Below are 15,786 nucleotides of genomic sequence, written 5' to 3'. Positions count from 1 at the left end.
CCCCCTCATCAGATTGCTGTTACTTTGCATATTCGTCGAGCAACGCTTTTGCCGCCAGTTGACCGAGCGCATTTGCCGCAAAAGGACTGTCCCCGGTCAGCACTTTACGATCCTGATGCACACGACCTTTAATATCGCTGTTTACGATTTCCAGCCCCATCGCTTTCAGCGCTTCGCCAAAATACCAGGTCAGGTGACCGGGCATATAGCCGATATCCGGCGTTTGTTTATCGGCAGCATCCGGAAACGCGCAAATGGCATAACCGTTTAACGGATTCTCCCCATGACGTAATGCGAGAAACGCCGCCGGGCCGTGACAGAGCGAAATCACAAACCGATCGTGCCGCAGCGCCCAGCGCAGCGTTTCGGCGACGGCTTCGCTCTCCGGCAGGCCGATAAGCGCACCGTGGCCGCCGGGAATAAATACCGCCGCATAGTCGCTATCAGCCCCCAGTTGCCCCACAACATCTGAAAGCGCCAGCGGCTGGCGGAACTGCGGCAGATAACGCTCGAAGAACGGCATAATCTTTTGGTCTTCGCGCGGCATCGCCCAGTATTCGAACTTGACCATTTGCCCGGAGAGCGTCGCAATATCAAAATCGAAACCTGCGGCGTGCAGATGGTACATCGGCAGCAGCGTCTCTACCGGATGATTACCGGTCGAAAAAAGCGTGCCGTTATCGGTAGGCAGGTAACGTTCATCGGCGGCGATAACCAGCACTTTCCGCCGCCCGCGATACCCTGATGCATAATCAGCGCCGCTGAGATCGGACACCGGGCTGGTAAACTGACTAAGGGAGTAGGCTGAAGGGAAAAAAGCATTCTCTTCAGCGTGGTCAACTTGCGGTTGTTTACTGATTTGTTCGCTCATCATCTTTTCCTTTTTATCCCTTCTTTAACATCAATAACCCTATTTTAGAGCAGGGAGGCAGAAATGATATGTGGGAAAACCCTCATCCGGGTTAAGCGCCCTCAGGCGGAAGTGCGTTTTAGCTAAGCCCCTCGTGGCGAGGGGCGAAGAAAATTATTGCGGACTTTCCGGCGCGATGTCCGCCTCCGGCTTTTTCCCTTTCGGCTTGCCTTTCCCTTTACTAAACGACTTTTTCGCTCCGCCTGGCGCGACCAGCCCGCGGAACTGGCGCACCGGCGTGCTCCGCGCCTGATCGATAAGCTGGAACAGCGTCCCCACCAGCGGCTGCATAAAGTCCTGATAGCGGCACTGTTTTTCGCTGATTTGCGTCAATACCGATTCCCAGTGGGCGGTCATATCCGGGCGCGCGGCCATTTCCGGCAGAGAATGGATTAGCGCCCGACCGGCATCCGATGAGTGGATATAGCGCCCCTTTTTATTCAGGAAACCGCGCTTAAACAGCAGCTCAATAATCCCGGCGCGGGTCGCTTCCGTCCCCAGACCGTCGGTTGCGCGGAGGATCTTTTTCAGTTCTTTATCCTGCACAAAGCGGGCAATACCGGTCATCGCCGACAGTAACGTCGCGTCGGTAAAGTGGCGCGGCGGCTGGGTTTGTCGCTCCACCACTTCACCTTTTTCGCACAATAGCTCATCGCCTTTGGCGACCACCGGCAGCGGCGTACCGTCGTTCTCTTCGTCGCGCTCTTTGTTACCAAGCAGCGCGCGCCAGCCCGCTTCGGCGAGGAAGCGCGCCTTGGCGACAAATTTGCCGTTAGCAATATCCAGGTCAATCTGGCACTTGCGGAACACCGCATCCGGGCAGAACTGCATCAGATACTGACGAGCGATCAGGTTGTATACCTTCTCTTCGTTATCGTTGAGTTTGACCTGACTGCTGCGCGCGGTCGGGATAATGGCGTGGTGCGCATCGACCTTTTTATCATCCCAACAGCGGTTGCGGATCTCCGGATCCATCACCGGCTGCGGCAGCAGATCCGGCGCATGGACGCTAATCGCATTCAGTACCGCATGGCGGCCGGCAAAATGTTCCTCCGGCAGGTAGCGGCTATCCGAGCGCGGATAGGTTATCAGTTTGTGGGTCTCATACAGCTTCTGGCAGATATCCAGCACGTTCTGGGCGCTGAAGCCGAAACGTTTGGCCGCTTCGATCTGTAACGCCGACAGCGAAAACGGTAGCGGCGCCGGTTCGGAATCGCGCTTATCGTTATAGCCGGTCACGATTGCCGGCTGGCCTTCAATGCGTTTAACCACATGCTCGGCCAGCGGGCGATGCAATAAACGCCCCTCTTCATCCTGATAGGGTTCGCAGGCTTCGCTTGGCACCCAGGTAGCGATAAACCGCTCGTCTTGCGGGGTGACAATATGCGCTTTGACGTCAAAGAAATCTTTGGCGACGAAGTTCTCGATCTCTTCATCGCGACGCACCACCAGCCCCAACACCGGCGTCTGTACGCGGCCAACCGACAACACCCCCTGATAGCCGGCATTACGCCCGAGAATGGTGTAGGCGCGGGTCATGTTGATGCCATACAGCCAGTCGGCGCGAGCGCGGGCCAGCGCCGACACGCATAGCGGGACAAACTCGCTATTCGCGCGCAGGCGGTTAATCGCCCGCTCAACCGCCTGTGGGTTGAGGTCGTTAATCAGGCAACGCTGCACCTGCTGGCGCTTTTCCGGCGCCAGCTGCAGGTAGTCCAGCACCTCATCGACCAGCAGTTGCCCTTCTCTATCCGGGTCGCCCGCGTGAACCACTTCCTGCGCCTCGCCAAGCAGGCGCTTGATGACGTTCAGCTGTTTCGTGACCGACGGTTTTGGTTGCAGTTGCCACTTTTCCGGAACGATAGGTAGATCGAGCAGGTTCCAGCGCGCGTAGCGTCCGTCGTAAACATCCGGCTGCGCCTGCTCCAGCAGGTGACCGATACACCAGGTGACCACCTGCCCGTTGCCGCACTCAATAAAGCCATCGCCTTTGCGATGCGGTTTCGGCAACACATCGGCGATAGCGCGACCGAGACTCGGTTTTTCTGCAATAAACAACCGCATCTAATCAACGGATCTCGATCATTGGACGCCCGCCGCGGGCGGTGACCAGCTCGCCAATGGCGGCAAGCTTAATGCCAAATTCCGCGGCAGCGGCCTGGACTTCGGCTTCGGCTTCCGGCGTGACCGCCAGCAGCAGGCCGCCGGAAGTTTGCGGATCGCACAGCAGATCGCGCCATTCCGCCGGCATCTCGCCCATCAAATGACCGTAGCTGGCAAAGTTGCGTCCGGTGCCGCCCGGCACCGCTCCGGCGGCAATGTAAGCTTCAACGCCCGGGAGTTTAGGGATATCGGCGTAGTTTAGTTGCGCCTGAACGCCCGCGCCGCGGCAGACTTCGCTGAGATGCCCCAGCAGGCCGAAACCGGTGACGTCGGTCATCGCTTTTACCCCTTCGATATTGGCAAATGCGGCGCCGGCAAGGTTCATCTGGCACATGGTTTCCGTCGCCAGCCCTTGATGTTCCGGCTTCAGCAACGATTTCTTCTCGGCGGTAGTCAGCACGCCAATACCCAGTGGTTTGGTCAGATACAGCTTGCAGCCCGCCTGCGCGGTGCTGTTTTTCTTGATACGTTCGGTTGGCACCACGCCGGTCACCGCGAGCCCGAAAATCGGTTCCGGCGCATCGATGGAGTGACCGCCCGCCAGCGCAATCCCGGCCTGCTGGCAGGCAAAACGCCCGCCTTCAACCACTTCGCGAGCAATCTCCGGCGCCAGCGTGTTGATTGGCCAGCCAAGTATCGCAATCGCCATAATCGGTTTGCCGCCCATGGCGAAAATGTCGCTGATGGCGTTAGTCGCCGCGATACGGCCAAAATCAAAAGGATTATCGACGATCGGCATGAAAAAATCGGTGGTGCTGATGATCGACGTCCCGTTACCCAGATCATAGACCGCCGCATCGTCGCTGGTTTCGTTGCCGACAAGCAGGTTCGGGTCGACAAACTTCGCCTGCTCGCTATGCAGAATGGTTTCCAGCACTTTAGGGGAAATTTTACAACCGCAACCGGCTCCGTGGCTGTATTGCGTTAAACGAATAGCTTGCTCGCTCATGGACATCTCCTGTCATTGCAATCCCGCTATGGTAGCGCCCAAACGGCAAGGTGATAAGTGCGACAGTCCGAAATCGCGAGTGGTTGCTCATTAAGCAGACAAATATGCGTTTTTGCGATACCGAACAATTTTTTCAACGCCATTTTAACTTTTACTTACAGATGACAAAAATGTGACTAAAAACAAAACCATTGTTCTGGACATATAACACCGTAAGGAAATGTAGATGAAAAAGCGCGTTCTCGCCCTCTGCCTCGCCAGCCTGTTTTCCGTTAACGCTTTCGCGCTGGTCCCTGCCGGCAATGATGCGACCACCAAACCGGATCTCTATTATCTGAAAAATGCACAGGCCATCGATAGCCTGGCGCTGTTGCCGCCGCCGCCGGAAGTTGGCAGCATCGCATTTTTAAACGATCAGGCGATGTATGAGAAAGGACGGCTGCTGCGCAATACCGAACGCGGCAAGCTGGCGGCTGAAGATGCTAACCTGAGCGCCGGCGGCGTCGCGAATGCCTTCTCCAGCGCTTTTGGTTCGCCCATCACCGAAAAAGACGCGCCGCAGTTACATAAGCTGCTGACAAATATGATTGAGGATGCCGGCGATCTGGCCACCCGCAGCGCGAAAGAGAAATATATGCGCATTCGCCCGTTTGCGTTCTACGGCGTTTCAACCTGTAACACTACCGAGCAGGACAAGCTGTCGAAAAACGGATCTTACCCTTCCGGTCATACCTCTATCGGTTGGGCAACCGCGCTAGTACTGGCGGAGATCAATCCGCAGCGGCAAAACGAAATTCTCAAACGCGGCTATGAGTTGGGCGAAAGCCGGGTTATCTGCGGCTATCATTGGCAGAGCGACGTCGATGCGGCGCGGATAGTCGGCTCGGCGGTGGTGGCGACCCTGCATACCAACCCGGCCTTCCAACAGCAGTTGCAGAAAGCAAAGGATGAATTCGCCAAAACGCAGAAGTAACGTCATCGCCGTTGAACTCCCGGAGGCGGCGCGCTGCGCCTTCTCCGGGCTACTAAATCGCACAGCGCTGTAGCCCCGGTAAGCGGCAGCGCCACCGGCGTAACAAGCACTGACTCAGAAGCGCGTGACGAACGGCGCGGTATCCGGACGCGTAAACGTGGTTGATGCTTTTAACTGCGGCGTGCCAAGGTAGAGGAAACCGACAATTTTGTCCTGTTCGCGGCAGCCAAAGCCTTCGCGGACAACCGGACTCTCGGTTAACGCACCGCTACGCCAGATACCGTTATAGCCCTGAGCCACTGCGGCCATTTGCATCGCCATCACCGCACATCCCGCGGACATCTCCTGTTCCCACAGCGGTACCTTCGGATGTTCTTCGCAGCGTGCGACTACCGCGATAATCAACGGCGCACGGAACGGCGCATTACGTGCTTTTTCAATGGCTTTTTCATCCTGCCCGGCGGCCATCGCCCCTTTTTCCAGCAGTTGGCTAAAGCGTTCGCGGCCATCATCGGCAATAATAAAGAACCGCCACGGTTGTAACGTGCCGTGATCCGGCGCACGCATCCCCGCGTGAAGGATATTTTCCAGCTGTTCACCAGCCGGAGCCGGATCGGTCAGGCGCGACGCGCTGCGGCGATTTACCAGTAGTTCGAGAGCATCCATCTGTGTAACTCCTGTGATGTCATTTTGCATAAAATTAACATGCGCGTGGATTTTGTTACAGCCCGATGGGTGATTCCTGCTGACAAGCGTCGGCACTCTCTTTAGGATAGCCAGACGCGGCAGCCCCTGCGGCTGACCCATCATCAAAATATTAGGGAGAATACATGCGAACCCTTTGGCGATTTCTTGCCGGATTTTTTAAATGGACATGGCGAATACTCAATTTCATTCGCCAATTCGCGCTGAACCTGGTGTTCCTGGTTTTAGTGCTGATTTGCGTCGGCATCTGGGCACAGTTTAGCAGCAGCACCGCGGAACATACCGCACGCGGCGCGCTGCTGATGGACATCACCGGCGTGGTCGTTGATAAGCCTTCCGCCAGCAGCAAGCTCGGGGTCATCGGCCGCCAGCTGTTCGGCGCCAGTTCCGATCGTCTGCAGGAGAACTCGCTGTTCGATATCGTACAGACGATTCGCCAGGCGAAAGACGACCGTAATATCACCGGTATCGTACTGGATCTGAAAAACTTCGTCGGCGGCGATCAGCCCTCGATGCAGTATATCGGTAAAGCGCTACGCGAGTTCCGCGACAGCGGTAAACCGGTATATGCCGTTGGCAGCAGCTACACCCAGGGACAATACTATCTGGCGAGTTTCGCCAATAAAATTTGGCTCTCGCCGCAGGGTGAAGTCGACCTGCACGGCTTTGCCACCAACGGCCTGTATTACAAGTCGCTGCTGGATAAACTGAAAGTCTCGACCCACGTTTTCCGCGTCGGTACTTACAAATCCGCCGTCGAGCCATTTATTCGCGACGACATGTCGCCGGCTGCGCGTGAAGCGGACAGCCGTTGGATCGGCGAACTGTGGCAGAACTATCTCAACACCATTGCCGCTAACCGCCAGATCACCGCGCAGCAGCTGTTCCCCGGCGCTCAGGGCGTGATCGACGGCCTGCGTAAAGTTGATGGCGATACCGCGAAATACGCGCTGGATAACAAGCTGGTCGACGAGCTGGCCACCTCGACGGAAGTGGAAAAAGCGCTGACTAAGCAGTTTGGCTGGAGCAAAGCGGATAACAACTATCGCGCCATCAGCTACTACGATTACAACGTCAAAGCGCCAACTGAACAGGGTTCGGCGGTTGCGGTTATCTTTGCTAATGGCGCCATCATGGACGGTGAGGAAACGCCGGGTAACGTCGGCGGCGACACCACCGCGGCGCAAATCCGCGACGCGCGCCTGGATCCGAAAGTAAAAGCGATCGTCCTGCGCGTCAACAGCCCGGGCGGCAGCGTCAGCGCCTCGGAGGTCATCCGCGAAGAGCTGGCGGCGGCGAAAGCGGCGGGTAAACCGGTGGTGGTCTCAATGGGCGGCATGGCGGCATCCGGCGGTTACTGGATCTCCACCCCGGCGGATTACATCGTGGCGAACCCGAGCACCCTCACCGGCTCCATCGGTATCTTCGGCGTGATTAACACGGTGGAAAATACGCTCGGTTCGATTGGCGTTCATACCGATGGCGTCGCCACTTCGCCACTGGCCGATGTCTCAACCACCAAATCGCTACCGCCGGAAGTGCAGCAGTTAATACAGCTGAGCATCGAAAATGGCTATAAGCGCTTTATCACCCTGGTGGCTAATGCGCGTAAGAGCACGCCGGAGAAGATTGACCAAATCGCGCAAGGCCACGTCTGGACCGGTGAAGACGCCAAGGCCAATGGTCTGGTAGATAGCCTCGGCGATTTCGACGATGCGGTGGCGAAAGCCGCGGAGCTGGCGAAACTGAAACAGTGGCATATCACCTGGTACCAGGAAGAACCCACGTTCTTCGCGATGGTGATGGATAGCCTGACCGGTTCAGTGCGCGCGGCTCTGCCGGCCGCGATTCAAGCATACCTGCCTGCGCCGGTTGTGGCAGCCGCGGACGTTGTGAAAACGGAAAGCGATAAACTGGCGGCATTTAACGATCCGCAGAATCGCTATGCCTTCTGTCTGACCTGCGCCAATATTCGTTAATCCCCCGTCTGCCCCCGCCGTGGGGCTGCGTTTCAACGACATTAAATTCAAGCGCTTCTCTGCAACTCCCAGGGTTAGCGCTTTATTTTTTTGCCTGCCACTTTATACTGCGCCTGTTCACGTCCAACCTAAGCGATGCTATGCAAAAGAAATCGATTTACGTTGCCTACACCGGTGGGACCATCGGTATGCAGCGCTCCGATCACGGTTATATCCCCGTTTCCGGCCACCTGCAGCGTCAGCTGGCGCTGATGCCCGAGTTCCACCGCCCGGAGATGCCGGACTTTACTATTCATGAATATGCGCCGTTGATGGACTCGTCTGATATGACGCCGGAAGACTGGCAGCATATCGCTGACGACATTCGCGACCACTACGACCAATACGATGGTTTCGTTATCCTGCACGGCACCGATACCATGGCCTTCACCGCTTCGGCGCTGTCGTTCATGCTGGAGAACTTAGGTAAGCCGGTCATTGTGACAGGGTCACAAATCCCGCTAGCCGAGCTGCGTTCCGATGGGCAAATCAATTTGCTCAATGCGCTGTATGTCGCCGCCAACTACCCGATCAATGAAGTTTCGCTATTCTTCAATAATCGTCTGTATCGCGGCAACCGCACGACCAAGGCCCACGCAGACGGTTTTGATGCCTTTGCTTCGCCAAACCTGGCGCCGCTGCTGGAAGCCGGCATCCATATCCGCCGTCTCGGTACCTCGCCCGCGCCGCACGGAAAGGGCGAGCTGATCGTCCACCCCATTACGCCGCAGCCTATCGGCGTGGTCACTATCTATCCTGGGATTTCTGCCGATGTGGTGCGTAATTTCCTGCGTCAGCCGGTGAAAGCGCTGATCCTGCGCTCCTATGGCGTAGGCAATGCGCCGCAGAACGGCGAGTTTATTCAGGTCCTGGCGGAAGCCAGCCAGCGCGGTATTGTGGTGGTGAACCTGACGCAATGCATGTCGGGTAAGGTGAATATGGGTGGCTATGCCACCGGCAACGCGCTGGCGCAGGCCGGAGTCATTAGTGGTTTTGATATGACCGTGGAAGCGACGCTGACAAAGCTACACTATCTGCTCAGTCAGAACCTTGATGGTGCGGCCATTCGAAACGCCATGCAGCAAAACCTGCGCGGCGAGCTGACCCCCGATGAATAAGGAACATGCTATGAGCCACCGCGCGCTGCTATTGGTCGACCTGCAAAACGATTTCTGCGCTGGCGGCGCACTCGCCGTCCCCGAAGGCGACAGCACCATTGATATCGCAAATCAGCTGATCGACTGGAGCCTGGCGCGCGGCGACGCCATCATCGCAAGCCAGGACTGGCATCCGGCCAACCATGGTAGCTTTGCCAGTCAGCATCAGGCGGAACCCTATGCTCAGGGCGAGCTTGATGGCCTGCCGCAGACTTTCTGGCCCGATCACTGCGTGCAGCATAGCGATGGCGCCGCGCTGCACCCGCTACTCAAACAGCAGGCTATTAACGCCGTGTTTCATAAAGGGCAAAATCCGGTAATCGACAGCTACAGCGCGTTTTTCGACAACGGTCACAGGCAGAAAACCGAATTGGATGGCTGGCTGCGCGCGCACGGCGTGACGGAGCTGAATATTCTCGGCCTCGCGACGGATTACTGCGTTAAGTTTACCGTGCTTGATGCGCTGGATTTGGGCTACACCGTCAACGTGATCACCGACGGCTGTCGCGGCGTCAACCTGCAGCCGCAGGACAGCGCCGTTGCCTTTATGGAAATGGCCGCCGCCGGAGCTACGCTCTACACCCTTGATGACTGGCTGGAAACCCAGCCCTGACCTCACGCCCGGCGCACCTCACGCCGGGCGGTATTTACCGCCTCGTTGACCTCGATAAATTGAGCTGTCTCGCAGTTTCCCCGGATAAGGGCTGATACTGTAGACAGGCTGTTTTTTCGCCACGCCATTTCCGTGGCGTGTGCATTTTTTTTTATTGTCAAAGAGGAACTCCGATGAAACTTTTGCCCTTGCTGGCAGCATTACCCCTGCTCTGCGCCTCTGTCGTTTCCGCGCAATCTTTCATGTCGGTCGGCTACTTCAACGGCGGCGGCGACGTCACCGCAGGCCCCGGCGGCGATATAGACAAGCTGGATGTCCGACAAATAACCCACCTTAACTACTCGTTCGGGCTTATCTACAACGATGAAAAAGACGAGACCAACGAGGCGCTGAAAGATCCTGAGCATCTCCATCAAATCTGGCTGTCGCCAAAAGTACAGGCGGATTTACAAAAACTGCCGGCGTTACGTCAGCAAAATCCCGATCTGAAAGTTCTGCTCTCCGTTGGCGGTTGGGGCGCGCGTGGATTTTCCGGCGCGGCGGCCACGCCGGAAAGCCGAGCGGTATTTATCCGTTCGGTTCAGCAGGTCATTGACCAATATGGCCTTGATGGCATCGATCTTGACTGGGAATTTCCGGTTAACGGCGCCTGGGGATTGGTGGCCAGCCAGCCGGCGGATCGCGATAACTTTACCGCGTTGCTGAAAGAACTACGTGCCGCCGTTGGCACTAAGAAACTGGTGACCATCGCCGTTGGCGCCAATGTTGAAAGTCCAAAAAGCTGGGTCGACGTGAAAGCCGTCGCCCCACTGCTGGACTATATCAATCTGATGACCTACGACATGGCCTACGGCACGCAATATTTCAACTCAAATCTGTATGACTCCCGCCATTGGCCGACCGTCGCCGCAGCGGATAAATACAGCGCCGATTTTGTGGTAAATAACTATCTGGCTGCTGGCCTCAAACCCAGCCAGATGAATCTCGGCATTGGTTTCTATGGCCGGGTACCGAAACGTGCCGTCGAGCCAGGGATTGACTGGAGTAAGCCAGACGCGCAGAAAAACCCGGCTACCCAGCCTTACTTCGGGGCGCAGCAAATCGAGTTGTTTAAATCGCTGGGTTATGACCTGAGCAAAGATACCTATGTGAAATACAACGATATTGTTGCCAAACTGCTCAACGATCCGCAGAAACGCTTTACTGAGCACTGGGATGACGAAGCGAAGGTGCCGTGGTTATCGGTAAACTCTGCCGATGGCAAAGCGCTTTTCGCCCTGTCCTACGAGAATCCACGTTCGGTGGCGATCAAAGCCGATTACATCAAGAGCAAAGGGTTAGCGGGCGGCATGTTCTGGGAATATGGCGCAGATGACAAAAACCAGCTTGCCCGACAACTGGCCGAGTCGCTAGGTATCAAGACGCAGTAAAACACACACCCCGGAAGCACTGCGCGACCGGGGTGACTTAAAGAGCCGCCCGGTTAAACCGGGCGCTCAGTGCAGCAGATTACTGCGGTTTGAACGTCGCAATCGGCTTCGGCAAGATACCGAAATCCTCTTTCAATTGCTGTTTGCTCTTCATCACCATCTGACCGTTGGTGTCGATGGTCATATGCTGCGCATCCGTGTTGTTGCGCGCCTGCCACAACATCACCAGCTGCATGCTGTTTTCTTTTTGTTCCGGGGTCAGCGCAACGCCGTCCGGCCATTTTCCTAACTCCACCGCGGTGGCTAAACGTTGGTACAGTTCCGGCGTCATACTGGCAATAATTTGCTCGATATCCATCTTCTGCTCATCCGTCTTGGAATAATTTGCTGAATCGTTTCTTAGCCTTTAGTTCGCTCGCCGTTTTGCTCATCGGTGAAGCTTAAAGAGGCCGAATTGACGCAAAAACGCTCGCCGGTCGGCTGCGGGCCATCCGGGAAGACATGCCCCAGGTGCGCATCGCAATTGCCACAGCGAATTTCAGTACGCTGCATCCCGTGGGAGTAATCATTGAGATAACGAATCGCGTCGTCGCTCACCGGCTCATAGAAGCTCGGCCAGCCGCAGCCGGAGTCATACTTGGATTGTGAGTGAAATAGCGGCGCATCGCAGACCAGGCAGTGGTAGATGCCGTCTTTTTTGTTATGCAGCAACCGTCCGGTAAACGGCGGTTCGGTACCGTGATTCTGCGTCACATAAAACTGCATCTCGCTCAATTCTTGTTTGAGCTCGTCAGGAGATGGTTTATTAGCCATGTGATTACTTCTCGCTTTGAAAGGGCAACTTTACCCGTCGATTCTAACAAAACATTAACAATGAAACCTGTACTTTTGTTCTAAACTTATCCGATGCCATCAGGCAGCCAGATAATTGTGATACTAATCACATTTTTATCTTATATGACCTTTAAAATTCCGGACGCAGTCCCCATATGGAATTGGGCTCAAAGGGAGAGTGAGGCAAATCAATCGCGCAAAGGTCTGCTCAGGATTGATTTGTCGCAATGATTGACACGATTCCGCTTGACGCTGCGTAAGGTTTTTGTAATTTTACAGGCAACCTTTTATTCACTAACAAATAGCTGGTGGAATATATGACTATCAAAGTAGGTATCAACGGTTTTGGCCGTATCGGTCGCATTGTTTTCCGTGCTGCTCAGAAACGTTCTGACATCGAGATCGTTGCAATCAACGACCTGTTAGACGCAGAGTACATGGCTTACATGCTGAAGTATGACTCCACTCACGGTCGTTTCGACGGTACCGTTGAAGTGAAAGACGGTCATCTGGTCGTTAACGGTAAAAAAATCCGTGTTACCGCTGAACGTGACCCGGCTAACCTGAAATGGGATGAAGTTGGTGTTGACGTTGTTGCTGAAGCAACCGGTATCTTCCTGACCGACGAAACCGCTCGTAAACACATCACCGCTGGCGCGAAAAAAGTCGTTCTGACTGGCCCGTCCAAAGACAACACTCCGATGTTCGTTCGCGGCGCTAACTTCGACACTTACGCAGGCCAGGACATCGTTTCTAACGCATCCTGCACCACCAACTGCCTGGCTCCGCTGGCTAAAGTCATCAACGACAACTTCGGTATCGTTGAAGGCCTGATGACCACCGTTCACGCTACTACCGCAACTCAGAAAACCGTTGATGGCCCGTCTCACAAAGACTGGCGCGGCGGCCGCGGCGCAGCGCAGAACATCATCCCGTCCTCTACCGGCGCTGCTAAAGCGGTAGGTAAAGTACTGCCAGAACTGAACGGCAAACTGACCGGTATGGCGTTCCGCGTTCCGACTCCGAACGTATCCGTTGTTGACCTGACCGTTCGTCTGGAAAAAGCAGCGTCCTACGAAGAAATCAAGAAAGCAATCAAAGCGGCTTCTGAAGGCGCAATGAAAGGCGTTCTGGGTTACACCGAAGACGACGTTGTATCTACCGATTTCAACGGCGAAGTTTGCACTTCCGTGTTCGATGCTAAAGCTGGTATCGCACTGAACGACAACTTCGTGAAACTGGTTTCCTGGTACGACAACGAAACTGGTTACTCCAACAAAGTTCTGGACCTGATTGCTCACATCTCCAAATAAGTTGAGATGAATAAGTAATCAATAAGAGCGGCTTCGGTCGCTCTTTTTTTTGCCTGAAAGAGGATGGCGTAATGATTAATAAAATTTTTGCTCTCCCGGTGATTGAACAACTTTCTCCTGCATTCTCCCGCCGCAAGCTGGACGATCTTGAACTTATCGTCGTTGACCACCCGCAGGTAAAAGCTTCCGTCGCCCTACAGGGCGCTCACCTGCTCTCCTGGCAACCGGCCGGTGAAGAAGAAGTTTTGTGGTTGAGCAACAATACCCCATTTAAAAGCGGCGTCGCCCTGCGCGGCGGCGTACCCATCTGCTGGCCATGGTTCGGTCCGTCAGCGCAACAGGGGCTGCCGTCGCACGGTTTCGCACGCAACCTGCCATGGGCGCTAAAATGTCAGGACGAAGATGAAAACGGCGTGATGCTGACCTTCGAACTGCAGAGCAGTGACGAAACCCGCAAATACTGGCCTCACGACTTCACGCTGTATGCGCGCTTCAAGCTGGGTAAGACCTGCGAGATCGAACTGGAAGCCCACGGCGAGTTTGAAACCACCTCCGCCCTGCACACCTACTTCAACGTTGGCGATATCACGGCAGTCAAAGTGAGCGGCCTTGGCGATCGCTATGTCGATAAAGTGCTGAATGCCGAAGAAGGTGTGCTGAAGGACGGCATCCAGACCTTTCCGGACCGCACCGACCGCGTTTATCTCAATGCCGAAGCCTGCAGCGTGATTCATGATGACGTCCTGCAGCGCAACATCGACGTGATCCATCGCCATCACGGTAACGTCGTTGCCTGGAACCCGGGCCCGGCGCTTTCCGTCAGCATGGGCGATATGCCGGATGATGGCTACAAAACTTTTGTTTGCGTGGAAACCTGCTGCGTGACCGTGCCGCAGAAAGCCAGCGAAGAGAAACCCACTCGCCTGGCGCAGACCATTCGCGTTGTGAAGCGTTAATCAACGCGCAAAACCGGTAAACGAAAATGCCCGATAACCGTCGGGCGTTTTTTTAGACCATATCCAACGGTGTCTTTTTCGCAGGCCTTGGCCAGGCGTTATCCAGTCGCGCCAGCTCATCCGCCGAAAGCGTTATCGCCAACGCGCCCGCATTTTGTTCCACATGCGGTATCGAAGCCGCTTTCGGGATAGCCAGGACTCCCGGATGCCCGATCGCCCACGCCAGCAAAATTTGCGCCGCTGTCGCCTGATGCGCATCGGCAATCTCGTTTACAACGGGGTCATTCAGCAGGCCCTGGCGCAAACGCCCCGCCTGCGCCAGGGGACAATAGGCCATCACCGGCATCTGTTGCTGCTGGCACCAAGGTAGCAACTGCCGCTCAATTCCGCGCGAAGCAAGGTGATACAACACTTGATTGGTGGCGCAGCGCTGGCCGCCATCGACGCGCCACAGCGCCTGCATATCATCAATATCGAGATTCGACACGCCCCAGCGGCGGATTTTCCCCTGCCGGACCAGGCTTTCCAGCGCGGAGACCGTCTCCTGTAGCGGGAATTCGCCACGCCAGTGCAGCAGGTACATGTCCAGATAGTCCGTCTGTAAACGACGCAGACTGGCTTCACAGGCAACCTGCATTTTTTGCCCGCCAGCGTTCCACGGATAGACCTTTGACACCAGCGTCACTCGATCGCGCCGTCCGCGTAGCGCCTCTCCGACCACCTCTTCCGCGCCCCCGTCGGCATACATCTCAGCGGTATCAATAAGGGTCAGTCCAAGATCGATGCCCGCCTGTAGTGCAGCGATCTCTTGCTTACGCGAGTCCGGCTGTTCGCCCATATACCAGGTTCCCAGACCAATGACCGGTACGGCTGGCTGATCGCCGAAAGGTAAGGTTGTGTGCGCCATCGATGATCTCCTCTATGTGATGCACCACCGTATAGCAAAACAGGGCATGACGCCCTGTTTTGATGCACAAAAAAGTCTGTGGAAGTGCACTGTCAGAAGGTATAGGTGATCCCGGTCGAAATCAGGCCGCTCCAGGATTTGTCCACCATCGGGCTATCGGTGATTTCGTCAGACAGACGAGTGTAACGGGCAATACCGTAAACGCTCCAGTCGCCGAGGAAACGATAGTTCGCCGCCAGCTCCAGATACGGGTTCCAGCTGCTGTCAGGATCGTAGCTGCGCATGCCGCTGCGATTCGACTCATGCTTCGAGACGCCGTAGTAGTATTCGTTCTGATTGTCGCTGTTCCACTCCACGCCAATACCCGGCGTCAGGGTCAGGTTGCCGTTGGTATAACGGTACAGCCAGGCCATATCCCAGGTAATGCCATTGCTGTTGTCCAGCGTATCGCCGGCCAGCGTCGTACGCAGGAATCCGTACTGAGTGTTATGAACGTAGCTCAAACCCGCCATCATGGTGGATTTGCGGCGGTCCAGCTTGCGCATCTGCGAATTGTCGCTGTCGCCCGGCTTGAAATACATCGGCGACCAGTAAGCGGTCACGGACAGTTTGTCGTTGGTATCATTCCACAGGTAGTAGCCACCACCCAAACCGTGGAACCAGAAGTTATCACTTTCATAACTAATGACAGGTACCGGGTAAACATCTGCATCATATTGTTTATAAGGATGCTCGACGACGCCCACGCCGGCCCCCAGCGTTAACTTCCCGTCAGCGTGCACTGCGCCAGCTGACGTCGCGATGAACACACCCAGTGCCAGAAGTTTGATTTTAGTCACGATCCATATTCCTGTTGTC

The 15,786-nt window shown here is 55.7% G+C and carries 15 protein-coding genes; 7 read left to right on the top strand and 8 right to left on the bottom strand.

What is annotated here, in order from left to right; genetic code table 11:
• Nucleotides 1–19: 19 nt before the first annotated feature.
• The 3 genes from hchA to selD form a co-directional block, all read right to left on the bottom strand.
• A complete protein-coding gene (gene hchA / locus ABLV07_RS10430; protein ID WP_015366159.1) occupies nucleotides 20–871 on the bottom strand; it encodes a glyoxalase III HchA in 852 nt (283 codons plus the stop codon).
• A 153-nt stretch (nucleotides 872–1,024) separates the two neighbouring features.
• Nucleotides 1,025–2,974, bottom strand: a complete 1,950-nt coding sequence (locus ABLV07_RS10425; protein WP_015705779.1) for a DNA topoisomerase III — start codon at nucleotides 2,972–2,974, stop codon at nucleotides 1,025–1,027.
• 4 nt (nucleotides 2,975–2,978) lie between these two features.
• A complete protein-coding gene (gene selD, locus ABLV07_RS10420; RefSeq protein ID WP_045360482.1) occupies nucleotides 2,979–4,022 on the bottom strand; it encodes a selenide, water dikinase SelD in 1,044 nt (347 codons plus the stop codon).
• 226 nt (nucleotides 4,023–4,248) lie between these two features.
• Between selD and phoC the strand changes: the two genes are divergently transcribed.
• Entirely contained in the window at nucleotides 4,249–4,995 is a 747-nt protein-coding gene (gene phoC, locus ABLV07_RS10415) for an acid phosphatase PhoC (RefSeq protein ID WP_015705781.1), read from the top strand.
• A 114-nt stretch (nucleotides 4,996–5,109) separates the two neighbouring features.
• Here phoC and ABLV07_RS10410 read toward each other — a convergent pair whose 3' ends face one another.
• Nucleotides 5,110–5,661 (bottom strand): NAD(P)H nitroreductase, encoded by a 552-nt coding sequence (locus ABLV07_RS10410; RefSeq protein WP_015366154.1) that lies wholly within the window; start codon nucleotides 5,659–5,661, stop codon nucleotides 5,110–5,112.
• 164 nt (nucleotides 5,662–5,825) lie between these two features.
• Between ABLV07_RS10410 and sppA the strand changes: the two genes are divergently transcribed.
• From sppA to ABLV07_RS10390, 4 genes are all read left to right on the top strand, one after another.
• Nucleotides 5,826–7,679 (top strand): signal peptide peptidase SppA, encoded by a 1,854-nt coding sequence (sppA, locus tag ABLV07_RS10405; RefSeq protein WP_032708317.1) that lies wholly within the window; start codon nucleotides 5,826–5,828, stop codon nucleotides 7,677–7,679.
• Between the two features lie 140 nt (nucleotides 7,680–7,819).
• Nucleotides 7,820–8,836 (top strand): asparaginase, encoded by a 1,017-nt coding sequence (gene ansA / locus ABLV07_RS10400; protein WP_348853361.1) that lies wholly within the window; start codon nucleotides 7,820–7,822, stop codon nucleotides 8,834–8,836.
• A gap of 10 nt (nucleotides 8,837–8,846) precedes the next feature.
• Nucleotides 8,847–9,488 carry a bifunctional nicotinamidase/pyrazinamidase gene (gene pncA / locus ABLV07_RS10395; protein WP_015366151.1) on the top strand — a complete coding sequence of 214 codons (642 nt, stop codon included), beginning with the start codon at nucleotides 8,847–8,849 and terminating at the stop codon, nucleotides 9,486–9,488.
• A 173-nt stretch (nucleotides 9,489–9,661) separates the two neighbouring features.
• Nucleotides 9,662–10,918, top strand: coding sequence for a glycoside hydrolase family 18 protein (locus ABLV07_RS10390; protein WP_015366150.1), 1,257 nt, complete (start codon nucleotides 9,662–9,664; stop codon nucleotides 10,916–10,918).
• Between the two features lie 79 nt (nucleotides 10,919–10,997).
• On the opposite strand, the gene ABLV07_RS10385 is transcribed toward ABLV07_RS10390, so the two are convergent.
• Nucleotides 10,998–11,276: a YeaC family protein gene (locus tag ABLV07_RS10385; protein WP_348853360.1), complete on the bottom strand. Its 279-nt coding sequence runs from the start codon at nucleotides 11,274–11,276 to the stop codon at nucleotides 10,998–11,000.
• Nucleotides 11,277–11,317: 41 nt separating this feature from the next.
• On the bottom strand, nucleotides 11,318–11,731 hold the full coding sequence (gene msrB / locus ABLV07_RS10380; protein WP_015705785.1) for a peptide-methionine (R)-S-oxide reductase MsrB: 414 nt from the start codon (nucleotides 11,729–11,731) through the stop codon (nucleotides 11,318–11,320).
• Nucleotides 11,732–12,069: 338 nt separating this feature from the next.
• Between msrB and gapA the strand changes: the two genes are divergently transcribed.
• Together gapA and ABLV07_RS10370 are read left to right on the top strand one after the other, a co-directional pair.
• A complete protein-coding gene (gapA, locus tag ABLV07_RS10375; RefSeq protein ID WP_004203784.1) occupies nucleotides 12,070–13,065 on the top strand; it encodes a glyceraldehyde-3-phosphate dehydrogenase in 996 nt (331 codons plus the stop codon).
• Nucleotides 13,066–13,136: 71 nt separating this feature from the next.
• The gene (locus ABLV07_RS10370) at nucleotides 13,137–14,021 is read left to right on the top strand and encodes a D-hexose-6-phosphate mutarotase (protein ID WP_015366147.1); all 885 of its coding nucleotides are present in this window, start codon (nucleotides 13,137–13,139) and stop codon (nucleotides 14,019–14,021) included.
• 52 nt (nucleotides 14,022–14,073) lie between these two features.
• Here ABLV07_RS10370 and ABLV07_RS10365 read toward each other — a convergent pair whose 3' ends face one another.
• Both ABLV07_RS10365 and ABLV07_RS10360 read right to left on the bottom strand, forming a co-directional pair.
• Complete coding sequence (locus ABLV07_RS10365) at nucleotides 14,074–14,928, bottom strand: aldo/keto reductase (protein ID WP_020078537.1); 855 nt, start codon at nucleotides 14,926–14,928, stop codon at nucleotides 14,074–14,076.
• A gap of 92 nt (nucleotides 14,929–15,020) precedes the next feature.
• Nucleotides 15,021–15,767: a MipA/OmpV family protein gene (locus tag ABLV07_RS10360; protein ID WP_015705786.1), complete on the bottom strand. Its 747-nt coding sequence runs from the start codon at nucleotides 15,765–15,767 to the stop codon at nucleotides 15,021–15,023.
• Between the last annotated feature and the right edge of the window lie 19 nt (nucleotides 15,768–15,786).

Origin of the sequence: Klebsiella sp. CN_Kp097 (assembly GCF_040064495.1) — a bacterium.
GTDB lineage: Bacteria > Pseudomonadota > Gammaproteobacteria > Enterobacterales > Enterobacteriaceae > Klebsiella > Klebsiella aerogenes.
This window is presented reverse-complemented; position numbering and strand designations above follow the sequence as displayed.